This window comes from Burkholderia sp. HI2714 (genome assembly GCF_002223085.1).
Classification (GTDB): Bacteria; Pseudomonadota; Gammaproteobacteria; order Burkholderiales; family Burkholderiaceae; genus Burkholderia; species Burkholderia lata_D.
The window spans coordinates 97,138-118,287 of record NZ_NKFM01000024.1 but is presented as its reverse complement, the minus strand read 5'-3'; the positions used below and the strand labels follow the sequence as shown (position 1 = coordinate 118,287).

Sequence of the window (21,150 nt, the reverse complement as noted above, 5' to 3'; positions counted from 1 at the left end):
CATGAATCAGCCAAAAATCAAAAGAGATCCTGAAGGTACGCGCCGCCGCATCCTGATGGCGGCAGCCGAAGAGTTCGCGAGTGGAGGGCTGTTCGGCGCGCGCGTCGACCAGATCGCGCGCCGGGCCGAAACCAACGAGCGCATGCTCTATTACTATTTCGGCAGCAAGGAACAGCTGTTCACGGCGGTGCTCGAACACGCGTTCTCCGCGTTGACCGAGGTCGAGCGCGAGCTCGATCTCGACGGCGTCGCGCCGGTCGAAGCCGTCACGCGGCTCGCGCATTTCGTTTGGGACTACTACCGCGACCATCCGGAACTGCTCAGGCTCATCAACAACGAGAACCTGCACGAAGCGCGCTACCTGCACAAGTCGACGCGGATCCGCGAGATGATGTCGCCGATCGTCGCGAAGCTCGGCAACGTGCTGACGCGCGGCCAGAAGGCCGGGCTGTTCCGCACCGACGTCGATCCGCTGCGCTTCTACGTGACGCTGTCGGGGCTCGGCTACTACATCGTGTCGAACCGCTTCACGCTCGCCGCGACGCTCGGCCGCGATTTCACCGACGCCGACGAGCGCGCGGAGATGGTCCGGATGAACACCGAGGTGCTGCTCGCGTATCTGCTGCGGCGCTGATGCGCTGACCGCGCCGAAGCGGGCGCCCGATGTAAAAACGCCGCCGTGCGCAGGCAACGGCGGCGTTTTTTCGTCGGAACGCGGTGCGTCAGGCGGCCTTGCGCGTGCGCACGGCTTTTGCGCGCGGGCTGGCGGCGGCGCGTTTCGCGGCCGGTGCGGCCTTGGCGGGGGCGGCGGCCTTCGCCGGCGCCTTCGCGCGCTTCGCTGTCGTGGCGCGCGTCGTTTCGGCCGGTGCGTCGGCGGCCGGCACGGCGGAGAGCGTCTTGGTGGCCGGCGCTTCCGGGACATCCTTCGTCGCACCGTGCTTCGGCTCCGGTGCATGCTCGCGGATGAAATCGCGCAGCTGCGGATAGATGATCGTGCGCCAGCGGCGGCCCGAGAAGATCCCGTAGTGACCGCACTTCTCGGCGGTCAGGCTGCGGCGCTGGTCCTGCGGGATGCCCGTGCACAGCTCGTGCGCGACGTGCGTCTGGCCGCTGCCCGAGATGTCGTCGAGTTCGCCCTCGATCGTCATCAGCGCGGTGTGCTGGATGTCCTGCGGGCGCACGCGCTCGCCTTCGACATCCCACGTGCCTTCCGCCAGGCGGAATTCCTGGAACACGACGCGGATCGTCTCGAGGTAATACTCGGCGGCCATGTCGAGCACCGCGTTGTATTCGTCATAGAAGCGGCGGTGCGCTTCGGCGTCGTCCTCGTCGCCGCGCAGCAGGCTCTGGTAGAAATCCCAGTGCGATTGCGCGTGCCGCTCCGGGTTCATCGCGACGAAGCCCGTGTGCTGCAGGAAGCCCGGATACACCTGGCGGCCTTCGCCCGGATAGTTCGCCGGCACCGTGTGGATCACGTTGTTCTCGAACCACGCGGTCGAGTGCTGCGTCGCGAGCGAATTCACCGACGTCGGGCTGCGGCGCGCATCGATCGGGCCGCCCATCATCGTCATCGTGAGCGGCGTGTCCTCGCCGCGGCTCGCCATCAGCGAGATCGCCGCGAGCACCGGCACCGTCGGCTGGCACACCGAGATCACGTGCAGGTTGCGCGCGCCGATGTGACGGATGAACTCCTGGATGTACGCGATGTAGTCGTGCAGGTGGAACGGGCCGGTCTCGACCGGCACCATCCGCGCGTCGATCCAGTCGGTGATGTAGACCTTGTGATCCTGCAGCAGCGTGCGCACGGTGTCGCGCAGCAGCGTCGAGTGGTGGCCCGACAGCGGCGCGCAGACCAGCACGACCGGCTCGTCCTTCAGCTGCGTGACGGCATCGGCATCGTCCGAATAGCGCTTGAAGCGCAGCAGCCGGCAGAACGGCTTCTCAATGATCGTCTGCTCGACGATCGGGATGTTGTGGCCGTCCTTGACGATCTGATGAAGGTTGAATTCGGGCTTCTCGTAATCCTTGCCGAGCCGGTACATCAGCTCGTACGCGGCGGCCATCCGCGGGGCGCCCGGCATCAGCGAGAACGGGCTGGACGGATTGGCGAACGATTTGGACGCGGCCTGGGCCCAGGCCGTCAGCGGGCTCAGCATGGCGCGCTGGAATTCGTGCAGTTGGTAAAGCATGCAGACTACTCCCGCGTGGGGGACGGTGCGCAAGGGCGGCGTGGGGCGTCGCGGCGTGCCGTGTGGGTCAGCGACCGGCCATGTTGCATTGCAGCCGGACAATCGCGTCGATCATATCGGACAACGATGGGTGGTGCAATGCAACATTTCCCCGATTTTTCATCAAAGTTTTGCGATTTGACGTTCTCTGACCTAGCCGCTCGCGCCCCCGTTCAGCGCCCCGCCGCCACGGCCGGCGCGGGCTGGCCGGCGGCGCGCGCCATCGCGTCCTCGTGGTGCATCAGGTTCATCGCGGTATGCACGAGCGCCACGTGCGAGAACGCCTGCGGGAAGTTGCCGACGAGCCGCCCATCCACCGGATCGTACTCCTCCGCGAGCAGCCCGAGGTCGTTCGACAGCGCGAGCAGCCGGCTGAACAGGCGATGCGCGTCGTCGATCCGGCCCAGCAGCGCATAGTTGTCGACCAGCCAGAAGCTGCACGCGAGAAACGTGCCTTCGCCGGGCGGCAGGCCGTCGTCGTAGTCGGTCGTGCGGTAGCGCATCACGAGCCCGTCGTGCAGCAATTCCCGCTCGATCGCCTCGACCGTGCCGACGATGCGCGGATCTTCCGGCGGCAGGAAGCCGAGCAGCGGCATCAGCAGCACGCTGGCGTCGAGCTCGTCGCTGCCGTAGCTCTGTGCAAACGCCTGTTTGCTTTCATGCCACGCGTTGGTGCACACGTCGGCATGGATCTGGTCGCGCAGCGCGCGCCAGCGGTCGAGCGAGCCGGGCAGCCGGAACATCTCCGCCGACTTGATCGCGCGGTCGAACGCGACCCACGCCATCACCTTCGAGAACGTGAAATGGCGGCGGCCGCCGCGCGTTTCCCAGATGCCTTCGTCGGGTTCCTGCCAGATCTTCTCGAGATGGTCGAGCAGCGCGCACTGCACGGACCAGACCGTGTCGTCGGCCTGCAGGCCGCCCACCCGCGCGAGGTGCAGCGCGGCCATCACCTCGCCGAATACGTCGAGCTGGAGCTGGTTCGCGGCGCCGTTGCCGATGCGCACCGGCTGCGAGTCCTGGTAGCCGGGCAGCCAGTCGAGCTCCATTTCCGGCAGCCGGCGTTCGCCGGCGATCCCGTACATGATCTGGATCTGCTCGGGCGAGCCGGCCATCACGCGGCCCAGCCACGTGCGCCACGCGCGCGCCTCGTCGTAATAGCCGCCGCGCATCAGCGCGAGCAGCGTGATCGTCGCGTCGCGCAGCCAGCAGTAGCGGTAGTCCCAGTTGCGGTTGCCGCCGATCTTCTCGGGCAGCGACGTGGTCGGCGCGGCGACGATGCCGCCGGTCGGCTCGTATGCGAGCGCCTTCAGCGTGATCAGCGAGCGGCGCACGGCGGCCGCGTAGCGGCCCTGCACCTGGCAGCGGCCCGACCATTCGAGCCAGTAGTTCTCGGTGCGCGCGAGCATCGACAGCGGATCGCGCGCGGGCGGCAGCCGCAGGTGCGAAGCCGCATAGCTGAGCGAGAACGGCACGCGTTCGTCGGCGCTCACCGTGAATTCCGCGAGCGTATGAAGGTTTTGGCCGGTGAGCGGCACCGGCGTGCGCAGCACGACGGTGTCGGGGCCCGCGATCGCCTTCATGCCGTCCTCGCGGGTCAACTGCGTGACCCAAGGGATCGAGAAGCCGTAGTCGAAGCGCAACACGAGCTCCATGCGCATCTTCATCGTGCCGTGGCGGCCGACCACGATCCGCACCAGTTCGGACCAGCCGTTGCCGGGCGGCATGAAGTCGACCACGGTGACGGCGCCGTCGGCGCTTTCGTAGTCGGTTTCGAGAATCAGCGTGTCGCCGCGATAGCGGCGCGTCGTGTGCGTGATTGCGGCGTCGGCGGCCGGCGCGAGCAGCCAGCGGCCGTGCTCGGGGGTGCCGAGTAGCGCCGCGAAACAGGCGCCCGAATCGAAGCGGGGCCAGCACAGCCAGTCGACGGAGCCGTCTTTAGCGATCAGCGCGGCGGTGTGGCCGTCGCCGACGAGGGCGTAGTCTTCGATCAGGGCAGGCATGGGCAGGCGATCCTTGGGTATTCGAGTTCACAATGCGGACGGCGCCGGCCAAGGCTTCACGCGCTGGCACCGCGCCCCGTATACTCGGCCGGGCGGCGGAGCGCATGAACGGCCGGCGTTTCGTCCTATCTCAACACTTGAAGCGACTCGATGCAAGGAGGATTCAATGCCCAACCGTTTACGCGAGCGTGACGCACGCGCTTCGACACGAGGGTTCCCGCTTAGGCTCGCTCACTGGATGAAAGGTTTCGCGATCGTGCTCTCCCTTTCTGCGACCCACGCATTTGCGCAGCAATCGCCTGCCCCGGCCGACGGCGTCTACAACCTGCTCGTCGGCACCTATACGGGGGGCGGCAGCGACGGCATCTATGTTTACCGCTTCGATACGAAAACCGGCAGCGTCGCGCCCGTGTCGTCGGCGAAGACCGTGAATCCGTCGTACCTGTTGCCGAGCCGCGACGGTCGCACCGTCTACGCGGTCAACGAACTGCCCGGCGACGACGGGCCGGCGACGACGCGCGGCGGCATCAGCGCATTCCGCTTCGACGCGAAGACGGGCGCGCTGAGCTTCATCGACCGCGTGTCGGCGGAAGGGAACGATCCTTGCTACCTCGCGCTGTCGCCCGACGGCAAGTACCTCGTGACCGCCAACTACTCGGTCGCGAAGGATCCGGGTGGCAGCTTCGCGGTGTTTCCGCTGCGCGACGACGGCGCGGTCGGCCAGGCCGCGCTGACCGTGCACCATGAAGGCATGGGGCCCGTGAAGGGCCGCCAGGACGGCGCGCACGTGCATTCGACGGTGTTTTCGCCGGACGGCCGTTACCTGTTCGTGCAGGATCTCGGCGCGGACAAGATCTACGGCTACCGCTATACGGTGGACGGCAGCCGCGGGCTGATCAGCCCGACCGACACGCGCTACACGCCGGTGAAGGCGGGCTCGGGCCCGCGCCACATGGTGTTCGGCGCCGACGGCCGGTATGCGTACGTGACGAGCGAGCTCAACGCGTCGGTCGAGGTGTTCGGTTACCACGACGGCAAGCTGACGCCGGTCGAGACCGTGCCGATGACCGCGCCGGGCTTCAAGGGCAAGGTCGGCGGCGGCGCGATCCACCTGTCGCCGGACGGCCGCTTCCTGTACGTGAGCAACCGCGGCGACGCGAACGACCTGGTGATCTACGCGGTGAACCAGGCCGACGGCCGGTTGAAGCAGGTCGGCCGCCAGTCGAGCCTCGGCAAGACGCCGCGCGAGTTCCTGATCGATCCGACCGGCAAGTGGCTGATCGTCGGCAACCAGGACAGCGATACGTTCTACGTGTTCAGCCGCAATGTCGAAACGGGGCAACTCGGCCCGAATCCGCAGAAGGTGGCGGTCGGCAAGCCGGTCGACTTCAAGCTGGTACCGGCGCTGTAAATGAAAAAGGGCGCTGCCGATGCAGCGCCCTTCGTTTTTCGGGGCGGCCGGTTTCCCGGCGCGCCCATATTGGTCGACGGCGGCCGCCCGGCCGCCGCGTTCAGTCGGCCGCGGCCGGCACGAGCACCTCGCGGCTGCCGTTGATGCCCATCGCCGACACGAGCCCGGCCGCCTCCATCTGCTCGACGAGGCGCGCGGCGCGGTTGTAGCCGATGCGCAACTGCCGCTGCACCGACGAGATCGACGCGCGCCGCGTGCGCACGACGAACGCAACGGCTTCGTCGTACAGCGGGTCGGCTTCCGCGTCCGGCGCATCGCCGAACAGGTCCTGCGTCGCGCCGTCGGCGGCCGGGCCGTCGAGGATCCCTTCCTCGTACTGCGGCTCGCCGAACTGCTTCAGGTACTCGACGACCCGGTGCACTTCTTCGTCCGCGACGAACGCGCCGTGCACGCGCTGCGGGTAACCGGTGCCCGGCGGCAGGAACAGCATGTCGCCCATCCCGAGCAGCGATTCGGCGCCCATCTGGTCGAGAATCGTGCGCGAGTCGATCTTCGACGATACCTGGAACGCGACGCGCGTCGGGATGTTCGCCTTGATCAGGCCCGTGATCACGTCGACGGACGGACGCTGCGTCGCGAGGATCAGGTGGATACCGGCCGCACGCGCCTTTTGCGCGAGGCGGGCGATCAGTTCCTCGATCTTCTTGCCGGCGACCATCATCAGGTCGGCCAGCTCGTCGATCACGACGACGATCAGCGGCAGCGTCGACAGCGGCTCCGGATCCTCGGGCGTCAGCGAGAACGGGTTGCCGATCTTCTTTTCCTTCGCTTCCGCGTCGCGGATCTTCTGGTTGAAGCCCGCGAGGTTCCGCACGCCGACGGCCGACATCAGCCGATAGCGTTTCTCCATCTCGCCGACGCACCAGTTCAGTGCGTTCGCCGCGAGCTTCATGTCGGTGACGACCGGCGCGAGCAGGTGCGGGATCCCTTCATAGACCGACAGCTCCAGCATCTTCGGGTCGATCATGATCAGCCGCACGTCCTCGGGTGTCGCCTTGTACAGCAGCGACAGGATCATCGCGTTGATCGCGACCGACTTGCCCGAGCCCGTCGTACCCGCGACGAGCATGTGCGGCGCCTTCGCGAGATCGGTGACGACCGGGTGGCCGGTGATGTCCTTGCCCATCGCGATCGTCAGCTGCGACGCCGAGTGCTGGTACTGGCGCGACTCGAGGATTTCCGACAGGCGAATCATCTGGCGCTTCGCGTTCGGCAGTTCGAGGCCCATGCAGGTCTTGCCGGGAATCGTTTCGACGACGCGGATCGACGTGAGGCCGAGGCCGCGCGACAGGTCCTTCATCAGCCCGACGATCTGGCTGCCGCGCACGCCGAGCGCGGGTTCGATCTCGAAGCGCGTGATCACGGGGCCGGCGGACGCGCCGACCACCGTCACCGGCACCTTGAATTCCTGCAGCCGCTGTTCGATCACCTGCGCTGTTTGCGCGAGGTGTTCGTCGGTGATCGTTTCGATGTCGCCGGATGCGGACGCGGGCTCGAGCAGATCGAGCGTCGGCAGTTCGACGCTGAACGACGCGGGTGCGTGGAATTCGAATGCATTCGGGCGCGGCTGGCGCGCGGGGGTGTCGGGGGCCGGGGAGCCGGCTGCGGCAGGTGCGGCCGGTTGGGTTGCCGGGGTGGTGGGGAGCGCTGGTACGGTCGTGACTGCCGCCGGTGCGGACAGGCTCGCGCCGGGGATCGTTGCTGCGGTTTGCGGCGGTGCCACGGGCGATGCGGCTGACGGTGCCGCAGAGACATTCGACACGGGCCAGCTTGCCGGCGACGAGGTCGGGGCGGCCGGGGGGGCGAACGTCGTGGCTTCGATGGCCGCAGGTGCGGAAGCGATCGACGGAGCCAGCGCCGCGGTGGTTGCGCCGAAGGACGTCAGCGAGCCGGCCGGAGCGACGGGCGAACTGGAGATCGGTTGCGCGGAAGGCGCCGCGGCGGCGGTGATCGGTGCGACTGCGCCGGAGGACGTTGCCGTCGTGGCGGCAGGGGCCGGCGGCACGGGCAGGCCTGCGGCCGGCTGCGATGCGATTGTGCCGGAGGGGGCGAATGTGCCGAATGTCGTACCGGTCGACGAGGCTGATGGGGTGGTCGGATGCGTCGGGGCAGGTGCGGCGGACGGAGCAGCGACCGAGCCGGACACGATATTCACCGGCGTCGTGGTAGCGATCGCCGGCGCGCTCGAACCGGATGCCGAGGCCGTCGGGCTGGCCGTCGACGGTGTCACGGCGGGCGCAACGGGCGATGCGGGTGTTGATGCGCGGGGGAACGAACCGTAAGTCGTGTCCGCAACGGTCGATGCCGACGTGGCTGGCTGCGAAATCGAAGCCGACGTAGCGCCGGTCATGCCGATCGGGGATGCCGGCGCGACGGATGCAGCGTTCGATGTCGAAGCGGCGGGCTGCGAAAGCGGAGCCGACGTGGCGCCGGTCATGCCGACGGTGGATGCCGGTGCGACGGATTCGGCGTTCGATGCCGACGTGGCCGGCAGCGAAATCGATGCCGACGTAGCGCCGGTCACGCCGATCGGGGATGCCGGCGCGACGGATGCAGCGTTCGATGCAGAAGCGACCGGCTGCGAAAGCGAGGTCGACGCAGTGCCGGTTACGTCGATCGGAGATGCCGACGGAACGGCTGCAACGGTCGACGCAGCCGGTCGAGCCAACGAACCGGATGCCGTGTTGATCACATCATCTGACGAGCCGGTAACGGCGATCGGCGCAATGCCCGAGGCGGATGCAGGCGCTTGCACGGTCGAACCGTGCGCGGCGCCGACGAGCGGCGACGCAGTGCTTGCCGAAGTCGTTTGCGCGGCGGCAAACGGTTGAGCGGCGACCGGCGATTTCGGCGATTCCGCGGTGACAGGCGTATTCGTCATGGCCGGTTGCGCCGTCGAAGGTGTCCACGTCCATGCTGTCGTCGGTGCCGCAGCTTCCATCGTGTCTGGCTTGGCGGCTCCCGATGCGGCCGGTGCCGGTGCCGCCGCAAATGGCCTGCTTTCGGCACTTGCGCGCGGCGTCGTTTCGGCGCTCGGCGAAGAGGGGAGGGCCGCGAACGGCGCGACGTTCCCGGCGGGCTTCACGTCGGCGTGCGCATCGGCGATGCCCTGCGGCACGCTGGCCGATGCCGTGCGATCGATTGCAGGAGCCGGTTGTGCGGCGTACTTGTCGTCGGCATCGATGGGTGCCGGCGGGTTGCTCGCGGCGAGGTCGTGAACCGCCTCGCTCCTCGGTTGCGCGAAGGCGGCATGGACCGGTTCCGATCCCGTCACATCGGTCGATGACTCGGCGACCGGGTTCCAGGCGGATGCGTCGAACGCGGGAACCGGTTGGCTGGCGAGGTCCTCCCACGGCGCGAGGTCGACGGGTGCGTCGAACGCCGGTGCGGGCGAGATGCCCGATGCCGGTGCGGCAGCGGCATCGTCGGCGTGCCGGATCTCGTCATTGGCGTGATGCGGGAACGCGGCATCGTCGACGCCGGTATTCGACGACGCAGGCGGAGCGGCGGCGTCGAGCGTCACGGCGCCCGTATCGGCGACCGGTACATGAACAGCGGGGGCTGTCGGATTGAACGCGTCGAGCACGATCGGTGCGTTGTCGTCGTACACCGGCGCCGGATCGCCGGCGAGCGGCGCACTGGCGTCATGCGCCCCGAGGCCGTGGGCCGCGGAGGCGATCCCGGTCGGCACGGCCGCTGCGGCGGGCGCTGCAATGCCGGCTGCTGCCGCGGCCACACCGGCCACGGTTGCTGCTGCCGCCGCCGCGTGCCCGGCATCGTCCTGCGCACCGCCCAGCGTCGCCCACTGCGCGGTGCTGGCCTCGATCGAGCGCAGCGTGTCGTGCACGCTCGGTGCCGGCGTAATCGGCGCGGCGGGTTTTTCCGTCCACGCATAAAGCGGTGCACGCGCCGGCGTTGGCTGCGGCGGGCGACGTCGTGCCGCATCCGGCGTCAGGCCCACCGAGCCGGCTCCTGCGGTGGGGCGTACGGGCGGGCGCTGCGGCTGCGCGGGCGCCGGCCGCGGCGTGACCGTGGTACGCGGCGGGGTTGGCTTCAACGCGGCGGTGGCCGGTCGCGCGCCGGTCGGCCGCGGACGGACGGGTTCGAACCCGGCAGGAAGCGGGGCCGGATCGGGGCGCGGGACTTGCGAATTCGCTGCTGCGCGCGCGAGGCTGGCGGTGCTGCCGGTCGTCGGCGGCGGCATCGCGCTGGCCGGCGTGATCGGCGCGGGCGGTGTCGGCGCGCTGCGCTGGGGCGCGGCCGGCTTCAACCAGCCCGACGGCGCCACGGGTTCCACGTGCGGACGCGCAGGCGTGCTGCTGCGCGGCTTCGGCCGCGCCTGCGGGTCGGGTTTCCACAGCGTCGGGCGCGAATACCGGCCGTTCTGGCGCGGCGCCATCGAATTGACGGTATGCGCGGTGGTCGGCTGGACGACGTCGTCGTCGCGATGCAACGCGCTGCGCGGCAGGTCGGCGATGCCGCGCGCTTCGTCATCACCGCCGTCGCGCGCCAGCTTGACGCCGAACGACGTATCGACCCACGCGGCGAACTGCCGCCAGCCGATGCCGGTCAGCCAGGGCAGCCCGGCGAAGAACAGCACGACCATCGCGACCGGCGTGCCGATCGGGCCGAGCACGTGGGCGAAGCCTGCCGAGAACGCATGGCCGAGCGCGTTCGTGTCGGGGCCCGACAGCGGGCTCGTCAGCGTGCAGCTCGCCACGAACACCGCGGCGAAGCCGAGCCACAGACGGATCGAGCCGCGGCCGGCAAGCCCGACACCGCCAGGCAGCATCGCCTGCACGAGACGCCAGAAGAGAAGGAGGAACCAGACGGCGGAGATGCCGAACCAGCCGAAGACAACCGTGTGCATGCTTTGAAACAGGAGTGGGGAGGGGCGCGCGGGGCGCGACCCGCCGAGTTTAACCGGCCGGCGAACAAGACTCTAACGCGGCGTGCATCCGATTCACGCCGTGCGACGCGTGTGCGCGGCACACGCGCGTGGCGCGCCACGCGAAGGCGGTCGGTCGGCCTCCGCGCGCGCCGTGCATCAGGGGCTCCGGTGCGTGAAGGTGAGTGTTGCGCCGGACGTGGTCACGATCTGCAATTGCTGCGGCTCGCGCATCTGCACGCCGGTCTTGTCGATGTGGGCCAGTGCGTCGAGGTACGCGGTTTCGAGCTGGCCGCCGAGCGTATTCGGGCAGGCCATCCGCGTGCCGGCGAGCGGCCCGAAGCTCAACAGGCCGTTCTTGATCGCATAGGTGCCCATGTAGCGGTTGCAGCCCGAGAACCCGCTGGCGCGCCGGATGCCCGAGTCGGTCGACAGCGCGAGCTTGATCGGCTCACCGTTGTCGCCATGCGGGATCGCGCGCTGCGTGCCGTCGGCATTCAGCCAGCTGGTGAGTTCCCAGCTCGTGTCGTCGAGCAGCTGGACGGCGGCCGGGTTGTACGGGTCGGGTGCGGGGGCGGCGGAATCGGGGTGGGTCGGCATCGCGCAGGCGGCGAGAAGCGTGGCAAGCGTCAACGCGCAGAGCGGCGCGCGCAACGGGCGAAGCAGGCCGGTGCGTGCACGTGCGGCGGCGGACAGGTGGGACATGAGCCTCGTTCCTCATCGGATTCTGATCAAGGCGTAAGAGTAACGCACCCGCCCCGCGGCAGGCGAGCCGACACTTCACGCGTGAAAACGTTCGCAGCCTGCTTGCGAGCGGCCCGCGGCCGGGCGCCGGCGCGGCGAAACGCGCAAAACCGGCGCCGTGGCGCGTGTTAACATCGGAGCCGTTTTCGTCCTCCACCAGAAGCGGGTAATCACATGCAGATCGGTCAGCGGCTCGGTACGCCGCTCTCACCCTCGGCCACGCGCGTCATGCTGCTCGGCGCCGGCGAACTCGGCAAGGAAGTCATCATCGCGTTGCAGCGGCTCGGCGTCGAAGTCGTCGCGGTCGACCGCTATCCGGACGCACCGGGCCACCAGGTCGCGCATCGCGCGCACGTGATCGACATGACGGACGCCGCCGCGCTGCGCGCGATCGTCGAAGCCGAACGCCCGCACCTGATCGTGCCGGAGATCGAGGCGATCGCGACCGACGCGCTCGCGGCGATCGAGGCCGCCGGCCTCGCCGAAGTGATCCCGACCGCGCGCGCGACGCAGCTCACGATGAATCGCGAAGGAATCCGCCGGCTCGCGGCCGAGGAGCTCGGCCTGCCGACCTCGCCGTATGCGTTCGCGGATTCGTTCGAGGCGTTCAGCGCGGCGATCGCGACAATCGGCATGCCGTGCGTCGTCAAGCCCGTGATGTCGTCGTCGGGCAAGGGGCAGTCGGTCGTGAAGACCGAGGCCGACGTGAAGCCGGCGTGGGACTACGCGATGGCGGGCGGGCGTGTGAACCACGGCCGCGTGATCGTCGAGGGCTTCGTCGATTTCGACTACGAGATCACGCAGCTCACCGTGCGCGCGATCGATCCGGCGACGAACGCCACGCGCACCTATTTCTGCGAGCCGGTCGGCCACGTGCAGGTCGCGGGCGACTACGTCGAGTCATGGCAGCCGCAGCCGATGAGCGCGGTGGCGCTCGAGAAGTCGCGCGAGATCGCGCACAAGGTCACCGAGGCGCTCGGCGGGCGCGGGATGTTCGGCGTCGAGCTGTTCGTGCGCGGCGACGACGTGTGGTTCTCCGAGGTGAGCCCGCGGCCGCACGATACGGGCCTCGTCACGCTCGCGTCGCAGCGCCAGTCGGAATTCGAGCTGCACGCGCGTGCGATTCTCGGGCTGCCGGTCGATCCGGCGCTCGGTACGCCGGCCGCGTCGGCCGTGATCTACGGCGGGCTCGACGAGCGCGGGATCGCGTTCGAGGGCGTGCGCGACGCGCTCGCGGTGCCGGGCACCGCCCTGCGCCTGTTCGGCAAGCCGGAAAGTTTCGCGAAACGGCGCATGGGCGTCGCGCTGGCGACCGGCGCGACCGTCGACGAAGCCCGCGAACGCGCGAAGCGTGCCGCCGCGGCCGTCCGGCCCGTGTCGGCCCGCTGACGTAATCAGGAGAGGACGATGACGCCGAAGTGGCTGCGTATCGGGAAGCTGGCCGCAGCGCTGGCGCTTGCAGTGAACCTCGCGGGTTGCGGGCTCGCGGCCGCACCGTGCCGGGTGGCCTCGGCCGGGCTCAAGATCGTGCCGCTCGTCGGCCATGTCGCGGCCGCACCGACCGACGCGTGTGCCGACGTCATCGATCCCTGATCCCGCTACCCGCCCCGATCGCCAACAATAATCACGCGCCCCGCGAGGGCGCGTTTCCACCTGTTTCGTGAGAGGACCTGCATGATTCGCCAAACCCTCGCCGCGCTCGTGCTCGCCGGCACGGCTGTTTCCGTCGCGCATGCCGCGCAACTGACCGTCGAAGAGATCGACGCCGATTCGCGCCAGTTCACCGTCTACCAGTGCGCGAACCAGAAGCAGCCGGTGCGCGTGTCGTACTGGCTCGCGGGCAACGGCCAGAGCTTCGCGCTCGTGCCGGTCAACGGGAAGCAGATGCTGTTCGTCGATACCGTGTCGGCGTCAGGCGCGCGTTACCAGGCCGGCCGCTATACGTGGTGGACGAAGGGCAAGGAAGCGACGCTGCGCGACGAGATCGCCGACCAGAGTGCGCCGCCGCTGCTGGGCGACTGCGTACAGGTCGAGAAGAAAAAGAAGAAGGGCTGAGCGCCGGGCGGGAACGTGGATCGTGCTGCCGGTGCCGGTCGACGGCCGGCTCCCGGGCCTGATGGCCCGGCACGCAGGCTGGCCGCAGGCGATTGGGCCAGGCGATCCACGATCGGACCCCTGAAATCATCCGTCGGCCCATCGGGCTAGTCCGATCGGGCATTCGTCTACCGTGCGGGCCTGCCCGGGCCTGCCGCGCGAACCGCCGTTGTGGCCGTTCGCCGCGTTGTCACGGACAGATGGCCGCGCAGTGCTACAATACGGCCCTTTCCGCCGGCATTCTCGCCGAACGGAGTCCGCACGGCCTGGCGTCCAGCGTTCACATTGAACCGGTCCCAAGCGCCAGAGCGGCGCCGCGCGGCGCGCCGCGGCTCCGTCTATTTCCGAATTGTGATGAGCGCAGGCCCGGCTGGCCTGACGCACGATGTCCCCGCCGCGCCTTTTGAGCGAAACGCCACCATGTCCGATTCTGTCGCCAAGCCCGTCGACGCAACCTTCGATCAATTCGGCCTTGCCGCCGATATCCTGAAAGCCATTGCGGAGCAGGGCTATACGACGCCGACGCCGATCCAGGCGCAGGCCATTCCGGTCGTGCTCGCCGGCCGCGACGTCATGGGCGCCGCGCAAACGGGCACCGGCAAGACCGCGAGTTTCTCGCTGCCGATCATCCAGCGCCTGCTGCCGCAGGCCAACACGAGCGCGTCTCCGGCGCGCCACCCGGTGCGTGCGCTGATCCTCACGCCGACCCGCGAACTCGCCGACCAGGTCGCCGCGAACGTGCACGCGTATGCGAAGCACACGCCGCTGCGCAGCGCGGTCGTGTTCGGCGGCGTCGACATGAACCCGCAGATGGCCGAACTGCGCCGCGGCGTCGAGGTCCTGATCGCGACGCCGGGCCGCCTGCTCGACCACGTGCAGCAGAAGACGGCGAACCTCGGCCAGGTGCAGATCCTCGTGCTCGACGAAGCCGACCGGATGCTCGACATGGGCTTCCTGCCGGATCTGCAGCGCATCCTGAACCTGCTGCCGAAGGAGCGCCAGACGCTGCTGTTCTCGGCCACCTTCTCGGGCGAAATCAAGAAGCTCGCGTCGACCTACCTGCGCAACCCGCAGACGATCGAAGTCGCGCGCAGCAACTCGACGAACGCGAACGTCACGCAGATCGTCTACGACGTCGCCGAAGGCGACAAGCAGGCGGCCGTCGTGCAGCTGCTGCGCGATCGCGGCCTCAAGCAGGTGATCGTGTTCTGCAACAGCAAGATCGGCGCAAGCCGGCTTGCGCGCAATCTCGAGCGCGACGGCGTGGTCGCGTCGGCGATCCACGGCGACAAGACGCAGATCGAGCGGATGCAGGCGCTCGACGCGTTCAAGCGCGGCGAGATCGAGGCGCTGGTCGCGACCGACGTGGCCGCGCGCGGCCTCGACATCGCCGAACTGCCGGCCGTGATCAACTTCGACCTGCCGTTCAGCGCGGAAGACTACGTGCACCGGATCGGCCGTACCGGCCGTGCGGGTGCGACGGGCGACGCGCTGTCGCTGTGCAGCCCGAACGAGCGCAAGCAGCTCGCCGATATCGAGAAGCTGATCAAGCGTCCGCTCGAAGTGCAGACGCTCGCGCTCGACAAGCCGGCGCGCCAGCGTCACGACGAGCGCGGCAACGACCGCGGCGGCGATCGCAACAGCGAGCGCGGTGGTGAACGAGGCGGTGAACGAGGCGGCCGTCGCGATCGCGACGAGCATCGCGGTGCATCGGGGCGCCGGCCGGGCGGTTCCGAGCGCGGTCATCACCGTCGCCTTGAAGCGCCGGTCGACGATTTCTTCCTGAAGCCGTACGAGCCGTCGGCGCCGGCGAAGCAGCAGGACGACGCGCAGCCTGCGCAGCAGCCCGAGAAGAAGGGGCCGAAGCGTCAGGTCGCCGCGCTGCTCGGCGGGTTCGGGATGCCGCGCAAGCCGTCGGCGTAAGCCGGGCGGACGTGACGGCGCGGCGCGCGAGCGCTGCGGGAGAAGCGGGTGCATGCGATGAGCATGTGCCCGTTTTTCATTGGGGCTGCGGTTTGCTTGGGAGAGGGCGCGGGGCGCCGGCGGCGGGCGATGCAGTCGGCATCAGGCTTGCGCCCAATCGCCGCGAAACCGGTGCGCCGTGTGTGTCAGCCGGCCTGCGGCCCGAAGCGCATCGCCCATGCGGCCGTGGCGGCGGCGTAGAACGTATCGAGCGTCGTGCCCGCGAGCGCACCGTCGGGGGCGAGGCCCAGGTGTGCGGCCGCGGCCTGCAGCGCCGGCAGCGGATCGTCGCGTTCGAGCGCGGTCGCGCCCGTCTGCTTGCTGAGCTTTTCGCCGTTCGCATCGACGACGACGGGCACATGCAGGTATTGCGGCGTCGGCACACCGAGGCAGTGCTGCAGGTGAATCTGGCGTGCGGTCGAGTCGAGCAGGTCGGCGCCGCGCACGACGTGCGTGATGCGCGCGTCGGCATCGTCGACGACGACCGCGAGCTGGTAGGCCCATTGGCCGTCCGCGCGCTTCAGCACGAAATCGCCGACTTCGGTCGCGAGGTTCTGCGATTGCGTGTGCTGCCAGCGATCGTCGAACGTGACGATCGCGTCGCCGCCGTCCGGCACGCGTAGCCGCCACGCGCGCGCGGGCTTGCCGTGCAGGCCGGTGCGGCAGGTGCCCGGGTAGGCGAGCGTCGTGTGGCGTTCGTGTGCGGCGCGCAGCGAATCGGCGATTTCCTTGCGCGTGCAGCCGCACGGATAGACGAGCCCGGCCGCGACGAGCCGCTCGAGCGCGGCCGTATACGCGGCATCGCGCGTGCTTTGCCAGACGGGCGGCTCGTCGGGCGTCATGCCGAAATGCGCGAGCGTCGCGAGGATGTCGTCGGCGGCGCCGGGCACCGTGCGCGGGCCGTCGAGATCCTCGATGCGCACGAGCCATGCGCCGCCGTGCGCGCGCGCGTCGAGCCAGCTCGCGAGTGCGCCGACCAGCGAGCCGAAATGCAGCGGGCCGGTGGGCGACGGCGCGAAGCGGCCGCGATAGCCGGTCATCGGGGTGCGGGGCAGCGCGCGCTTACGCGGCGCTGGCCGCCGGTGCGCAGGCCGGGCACGACTTGCCGGGCACGTAGCTCGGCGACTGTTGCGCTTCCGGTGTGACGACCGCGCGGCACGCGAAGCACGTGACGTTCTCGGTGGGCTGGAGCTGCGGATTCAGCGCGGTGCGGTAGTCGAACACGAAGCAGTCGCCGTGATAGTGCGCGCCGCCGACTTCCTCGAAGTACTTCAGGATCCCGCCTTCGAGCTGGTACACGTTCTCGATGCCGATTTCCTTCATGTGGATCGCGGCCTTCTCGCAGCGGATGCCGCCCGTGCAGAACGACACGACCGTCTTGCCTTCGAGGTCGGCGCGGTTCGCGTCGATCACTTCGGGGAATTCGCTGAACTTGTCGATCCGGTAGTCGAGCGCGTCGTCGAACGTGCCGACGTCGACTTCGAACGCGTTGCGCGTGTCGAGCATCACGACCGGGCGGCCCGTGTCGTCGTGGCCGCGATCGAGCCACGTCTTCAGCGTCTTCGCGTCGACGAACGGCGCGCGGCCGAGTTCCGGCTTGATCGCCGGCTTCTTCATCGTGATGATTTCGCGCTTCAGGCGCACGAGCATGCGGCGGAACGGCTGCGAGTCGGACAGGCTTTCCTTGAACTGCAGCGTCGCGAACTTGCCTTCGAACAGCGGATCGTGGCGGATGTACGCGATGAACGCATCGGCGGCTTCGCGCGTGCCGGCGATGAACAGGTTGATGCCTTCCGGCGCGAGGAGGATCGTGCCGCGCAGGCCGAGTTCGTTGCAGCGGGCGGTGACGAGCGGGCGCCATTGCTCGTTCGCGTCGAGCGACACGAAATGGTAGGCGGCGAGATTGACGATGGTCATGATGGTCCGACGGGAAAACGGCCGCACGGCGGCCCGCAAAAAAGGGTGCGAAGCCGGGGCGTAGATTCGAAAAACCGTATTATCCCGCAAACCGCGCTCAGGCCGGCACCCTGCCGTTCGGCCAGCCGCGCGACGGGCGGTCGCGCACATCGGCCGAACGGCCAGCGCGGGGATTTTTTGGGCAGCCTGCGCGGCGGGGCGGCTACAATAGCGCCCATGTCAGATCCTCGCTTCGTCCATCTTCGCGTTCACTCCGAATTCTCGATTGCCGACGGCATCGTGCGCATTGACGACATCGTCAAGGCGGCGGCCGCGGACGGTCAGGGCGCGCTCGCGCTCACCGATCTCGGCAACGCATTCGGCCTCGTCCGTTTCTACCAGGAAGCCCGCGGCAAGGGCATCAAGCCGATCGCCGGCTGCGACGTCTGGATCGCCAATCCGGACGACCGCGACAAGCCGTCGCGGCTGCTGCTGCTCGTCAAGGACAAGGTCGGCTACCTGAATCTGTGCGAGCTGCTGTCGAAGGCGTGGCTCACGAACCAGTACCGCGGCCGTGCGGAGCTCGACGCGAGCTGGCTCGACGGCGAACTCTCGCAAGGGCTGCTCGCGCTGTCGGGCGCGCAACAGGGCGATATCGGGCTCGCGCTTGCCGCGGGCAACGAAGACGCCGCGCGCCGTCACGCCGAGCGCTGGGCGAAGGTGTTCCCGGGCGGCTTCTACATCGAGCTGCAGCGTTACGGCCAGCCGGGCGCCGAGGCTTACATCCAGCAGGCCGCGACGCTCGCGGCGGCGCTGAAGCTGCCGGTCGTCGCGACGCACCCGACGCAGTTCATGACCGACGACGATTTCACCGCGCACGAGGCGCGCGTGTGTATCTCGGAAGGCGACATCCTCGCGAACCCGCGGCGCCAGAAGCGCTTCACGACCGACCAGTACTTCCGCACGCAGGACGACATGGTCGCGCTGTTCGCCGACCTGCCGTCGGCGATCGCGAACACGGTCGAAATCGCGAAGCGCTGCAACCTGAAGCTCGAGCTCGGCAAGCCGAAACTGCCGCTGTTCCCGACGCCGGACGGCATGTCGCTCGACGACTACCTGGTCCAGCTGTCGAAGGAAGGGCTCGAGACCCGTCTCGCGCAGCTGTATCCGGTCGAAGCCGAGCGCGACGCGCAGCGCGACACGTATTACAAGCGCCTCGAATTCGAGTGCGGGACCATCACGAAGATGGGCTTCCCGGGCTACTTCCTGATCGTCGCGGACTTCATCAACTGGGCGAAGAACAACGGCGTGCCGGTCGGCCCGGGCCGCGGCTCGGGCGCCGGTTCGCTGGTCGCGTACGCGCTCGGCATTACCGACCTCGACCCGCTGCGCTACAACCTGCTGTTCGAGCGCTTCCTGAACCCGGAACGCGTGTCGATGCCCGACTTCGACATCGACTTCTGCCAGCACGGCCGCGACCGCGTGATCCAGTACGTGAAGGAGAAGTACGGCGCGGACGCCGTGTCGCAGATCGCCACGTTCGGCACGATGGCCGCGAAGGCGGCCGTCCGTGATATCGGCCGCGTGCTCGACCTCGGCTACATGTTCACCGATGGCATCGCGAAGCTGATCCCGTTCAAGCCGGGCAAGCACGTGACGATCGCCGATGCGATGAAGGAAGAGCCGCAGCTGCAGGAGCGCTACGACCACGAGGACGAAGTGCACCAGCTGCTCGATCTCGCGCAGCGCGTCGAGGGCCTCACGCGTAACGTCGGGATGCACGCGGGCGGCGTGCTGATCGCGCCCGGCAAGCTCACCGATTTCTGCCCGCTGTACACGCAGGGCGACGACGGCGGCGTGGTCAGCCAGTACGACAAGGACGACGTCGAAGCCGTCGGCCTCGTGAAGTTCGACTTTCTGGGTCTCACGACACTGACGATCCTCGACTGGGCCGAGCGCTACATCCGCCGCCTCGATCCGTCGAAGGCCGACTGGTCGCTCGCGCAGGTGCCGCTCGATGATCCCGCCTCGTTCCAGATCCTGAAGAAGGCCAACACGGTCGCGGTGTTCCAGCTGGAAAGCCGCGGGATGCAGGGCATGCTGAAGGATGCGCAGCCCGACCGCTTCGAGGACATCATCGCGCTCGTGTCGTTGTACCGTCCGGGCCCGATGGACCTGATCCCGAGCTTCTGCGCACGGAAGCACGGCCGCGAGAAGGTCGACTATCCGGATCCGCGCGTCGAACCCGTCCTGAAAGAGACCTACGGCATCATGGTCTATCAGGAGCAGGTGATGCAGATGGCGCAGATCATCGGCGGCTACTCGCTCGGCGGCGCGGACTTGCTGCGTCGCGCGATGGGCAAGAAGAAGCCCGAGGAGATGGCCAAGCACCGCGAGATCTTCGCCGAGGGTGCGGCGAAGAACGGCCTCACGCGCGAGAAGTCCGACGAGATCTTCGACTTGATGGAGAAGTTCGCGGGCTACGGCTTCAACAAGTCGCACGCGGCCGCCTATGCACTGCTCGCGTACTACACCGCGTGGCTGAAGGCGCACCATCCGGCCGAATTCATGGCGGCCAACATGACGCTCGCGATGGACGACACCGACAAGGTGAAGATCCTGTTCGACGATTGCGTCGTGAACAACCTCGCCGTGCTGCCGCCGGACATCAACCAGTCGCACTACCGCTTCGAGCCGGTCGCCGAAGCCGACGGCAAGCGCTCGCGCACGATCCGCTACGGCCTCGGCGCGGTGAAGGGCAGCGGCCAGAACGCGATCGAGGAAATCCTGCGCGCCCGCGAGGAAAAGGCGTTCACCGACCTGTTCGACTTCTGCGAGCGGATCGATCGGCGCGTCGTCAACCGCCGCACGGTCGAGGCGCTGATCCGTGCCGGCGCGTTCGATTCGCTGAACCCGAACCGTGCGCAGCTGATCGCGTCGGTGCCGCTGGCGATGGAAGCGGCCGACCAGGCCGAGGCGAACGCGATGCAGGCCGGCCTGTTCGACATGGGCGCCGAGTCGCCGCACGCGCATGTGCTCGTCGACGAGCCCGCGTGGGACGACAAGCGCCGCCTGCAGGAAGAGAAGGGCGCGCTCGGCTTCTACCTGTCCGGCCACCTGTTCGACGCGTATCGCGACGAGGTGCGCCGCTTCGTGCGGCAGAAGGTCGGCGACCTGAAGGAAGGGCGCGACAAGCTCGTGGCCGGCATCATCGCGTCGCTGCGCACGCAGATGACCCAGCGCGGCAAGATGCTGATCGCGCTGCTCGACGATGGCTCGGGCCAGTGCGAGATCACGATCTTCAACGAGCAGTTCGAGGCGAACAAGGCGCTGTTCAAGGAAGACGAGCTGCTGATCGTGCAGGGGCAGGCGCGCAACGATGCGTTCACGGGCGGCATCCGCTTCACGGCCGATACCGTGATGGATCTCGAGCGCGCGCGCAGCCGCTATGCGCAGGCCGTCCGGCTGACGATGAACGGCAACGCCGACGCGGCCGCACTGCGCCGCGTACTCGAGCCGCACGTGTCGAAGGACGATCCGGCGGCGAACGTGGTCGAGGCGCCGGCACCGCGCGGCGGCGGGCGCGATGGCGGCCGTCGCCCGCAGGCGCCGCTGCCGAACGGGCTTGCGGTCCAGGTCCACTACAGCAACGCGCGGGCACAGGGTGAAATGCGCCTCGGCGACGCATGGCGCGTGAAGCCGAGCGACGTGCTGCTCGCGGAGCTGCGTGCGACGTTCGACGGCAGCGTCGTCGAAATCACGTACTGATCGCGCCTTCGCCGACCGGCTGTCGCGCCATGCGGCCCGTCGCATCGCCATCGTGCGGTGCGGCGGGCCGTTTTGCATGTTCACGCAAACGGGTCT

The 21,150-nt window shown here is 68.6% G+C and carries 15 protein-coding genes and 1 pseudogene; 10 read left to right on the top strand and 6 right to left on the bottom strand.

The features are described from left to right. The first annotated feature begins 1 nt into the window (after position 1). A complete protein-coding gene (locus CFB82_RS13305) occupies positions 2-634 on the top strand; it encodes a TetR family transcriptional regulator (RefSeq protein WP_069248530.1) in 633 nt (210 codons plus the stop codon). Positions 635-722: 88 nt separating this feature from the next. Here the strand turns inward: CFB82_RS13305 and CFB82_RS13300 are convergent, their stop codons facing one another. Together CFB82_RS13300 and CFB82_RS13290 are read right to left on the bottom strand one after the other, a co-directional pair. Then, positions 723-2,189, bottom strand: coding sequence for a polyhydroxyalkanoate depolymerase (locus tag CFB82_RS13300; RefSeq protein WP_089484369.1), 1,467 nt, complete (start codon positions 2,187-2,189; stop codon positions 723-725). A 212-nt stretch (positions 2,190-2,401) separates the two neighbouring features. After that, complete coding sequence (locus CFB82_RS13290; RefSeq protein WP_069248528.1) at positions 2,402-4,231, bottom strand: glycoside hydrolase family 15 protein; 1,830 nt, start codon at positions 4,229-4,231, stop codon at positions 2,402-2,404. Between the two features lie 166 nt (positions 4,232-4,397). Here CFB82_RS13290 and CFB82_RS13280 point away from each other — a divergent pair, with 166 nt between their 5' ends. Continuing rightward, positions 4,398-5,642: a lactonase family protein gene (locus tag CFB82_RS13280; RefSeq protein WP_089484368.1), complete on the top strand. Its 1,245-nt coding sequence runs from the start codon at positions 4,398-4,400 to the stop codon at positions 5,640-5,642. 100 nt (positions 5,643-5,742) lie between these two features. Here the strand turns inward: CFB82_RS13280 and CFB82_RS44695 are convergent. Next, positions 5,743-7,989 (bottom strand): annotated as a pseudogene (locus CFB82_RS44695) (DNA translocase FtsK); the annotation flags it as partial. Here CFB82_RS44695 and CFB82_RS44690 point away from each other — a divergent pair. The 3 genes from CFB82_RS44690 to CFB82_RS44680 all read left to right on the top strand — a co-directional run bounded on the left by CFB82_RS44690 (position 7,988) and on the right by CFB82_RS44680 (position 10,579). Further along, a complete protein-coding gene (locus CFB82_RS44690; RefSeq protein WP_441300173.1) occupies positions 7,988-8,533 on the top strand; it encodes a hypothetical protein in 546 nt (181 codons plus the stop codon). The pseudogene CFB82_RS44695 and the gene CFB82_RS44690 overlap by 2 nt on opposite strands. A gap of 30 nt (positions 8,534-8,563) precedes the next feature. Continuing rightward, positions 8,564-8,920, top strand: a complete 357-nt coding sequence (locus tag CFB82_RS44685) for a hypothetical protein (RefSeq protein WP_179255401.1) — start codon at positions 8,564-8,566, stop codon at positions 8,918-8,920. Positions 8,921-9,880: 960 nt separating this feature from the next. Beyond that, positions 9,881-10,579: a hypothetical protein gene (locus tag CFB82_RS44680; protein ID WP_179255400.1), complete on the top strand. Its 699-nt coding sequence runs from the start codon at positions 9,881-9,883 to the stop codon at positions 10,577-10,579. Positions 10,580-10,749: 170 nt separating this feature from the next. Here CFB82_RS44680 and CFB82_RS13270 read toward each other — a convergent pair whose 3' ends face one another. Then, entirely contained in the window at positions 10,750-11,295 is a 546-nt protein-coding gene (locus CFB82_RS13270) for an META domain-containing protein (protein ID WP_089484366.1), read from the bottom strand. 213 nt (positions 11,296-11,508) lie between these two features. Between CFB82_RS13270 and purT the strand changes: the two genes are divergently transcribed. The 4 genes from purT (at position 11,509) to CFB82_RS13245 (ending at position 15,351) form a co-directional block, all read left to right on the top strand. Next, positions 11,509-12,723, top strand: coding sequence for a formate-dependent phosphoribosylglycinamide formyltransferase (gene purT, locus CFB82_RS13265; RefSeq protein ID WP_089484365.1), 1,215 nt, complete (start codon positions 11,509-11,511; stop codon positions 12,721-12,723). Positions 12,724-12,741: 18 nt separating this feature from the next. Then, positions 12,742-12,927 (top strand): DUF6726 family protein, encoded by a 186-nt coding sequence (locus tag CFB82_RS13260; RefSeq protein ID WP_069248523.1) that lies wholly within the window; start codon positions 12,742-12,744, stop codon positions 12,925-12,927. An 81-nt stretch (positions 12,928-13,008) separates the two neighbouring features. After that, positions 13,009-13,389: an MliC family protein gene (locus CFB82_RS13255; RefSeq protein ID WP_089446147.1), complete on the top strand. Its 381-nt coding sequence runs from the start codon at positions 13,009-13,011 to the stop codon at positions 13,387-13,389. Positions 13,390-13,782: 393 nt separating this feature from the next. Next, positions 13,783-15,351: a DEAD/DEAH box helicase gene (locus CFB82_RS13245; protein ID WP_089484364.1), complete on the top strand. Its 1,569-nt coding sequence runs from the start codon at positions 13,783-13,785 to the stop codon at positions 15,349-15,351. Between the two features lie 185 nt (positions 15,352-15,536). Here CFB82_RS13245 and gluQRS read toward each other — a convergent pair whose 3' ends face one another. Together gluQRS and CFB82_RS13235 are read right to left on the bottom strand one after the other, a co-directional pair. Next, positions 15,537-16,430: a tRNA glutamyl-Q(34) synthetase GluQRS gene (gene gluQRS / locus CFB82_RS13240; RefSeq protein ID WP_089484363.1), complete on the bottom strand. Its 894-nt coding sequence runs from the start codon at positions 16,428-16,430 to the stop codon at positions 15,537-15,539. Between the two features lie 22 nt (positions 16,431-16,452). Further along, positions 16,453-17,307 carry a sulfurtransferase gene (locus tag CFB82_RS13235; protein WP_069248519.1) on the bottom strand — a complete coding sequence of 285 codons (855 nt, stop codon included), beginning with the start codon at positions 17,305-17,307 and terminating at the stop codon, positions 16,453-16,455. Positions 17,308-17,523: 216 nt separating this feature from the next. Here CFB82_RS13235 and dnaE point away from each other — a divergent pair, with 216 nt between their 5' ends. After that, positions 17,524-21,054: a DNA polymerase III subunit alpha gene (dnaE, locus tag CFB82_RS13230; RefSeq protein ID WP_089484362.1), complete on the top strand. Its 3,531-nt coding sequence runs from the start codon at positions 17,524-17,526 to the stop codon at positions 21,052-21,054. The last annotated feature ends 96 nt before the right edge of the window (positions 21,055-21,150 follow it).

What these genes read in the sequence shown, in the direction of transcription:
- CFB82_RS13255 (WP_089446147.1), top strand. Translation starts at nt 13,009, where the DNA reads ATGATTCGCCAAACCCTCGCCGCGCTCGTGCTCGCCGGCACGGCTGTT.
- purT (WP_089484365.1), top strand. Translation starts at nt 11,509, where the DNA reads ATGCAGATCGGTCAGCGGCTCGGTACGCCGCTCTCACCCTCGGCCACG.
- gluQRS (WP_089484363.1), bottom strand. Translation starts at nt 16,430, where the DNA reads ATGACCGGCTATCGCGGCCGCTTCGCGCCGTCGCCCACCGGCCCGCTG.
- CFB82_RS13305 (WP_069248530.1), top strand. Translation starts at nt 2, where the DNA reads ATGAATCAGCCAAAAATCAAAAGAGATCCTGAAGGTACGCGCCGCCGC.
- CFB82_RS13280 (WP_089484368.1), top strand. Translation starts at nt 4,398, where the DNA reads ATGCCCAACCGTTTACGCGAGCGTGACGCACGCGCTTCGACACGAGGG.
- CFB82_RS13245 (WP_089484364.1), top strand. Translation starts at nt 13,783, where the DNA reads ATGAGCGCAGGCCCGGCTGGCCTGACGCACGATGTCCCCGCCGCGCCT.
- CFB82_RS13260 (WP_069248523.1), top strand. Translation starts at nt 12,742, where the DNA reads ATGACGCCGAAGTGGCTGCGTATCGGGAAGCTGGCCGCAGCGCTGGCG.
- CFB82_RS13235 (WP_069248519.1), bottom strand. Translation starts at nt 17,307, where the DNA reads ATGACCATCGTCAATCTCGCCGCCTACCATTTCGTGTCGCTCGACGCG.
- CFB82_RS13300 (WP_089484369.1), bottom strand. Translation starts at nt 2,189, where the DNA reads ATGCTTTACCAACTGCACGAATTCCAGCGCGCCATGCTGAGCCCGCTG.
- CFB82_RS13270 (WP_089484366.1), bottom strand. Translation starts at nt 11,295, where the DNA reads ATGTCCCACCTGTCCGCCGCCGCACGTGCACGCACCGGCCTGCTTCGC.
- CFB82_RS13290 (WP_069248528.1), bottom strand. Translation starts at nt 4,231, where the DNA reads ATGCCTGCCCTGATCGAAGACTACGCCCTCGTCGGCGACGGCCACACC.
- dnaE (WP_089484362.1), top strand. Translation starts at nt 17,524, where the DNA reads ATGTCAGATCCTCGCTTCGTCCATCTTCGCGTTCACTCCGAATTCTCG.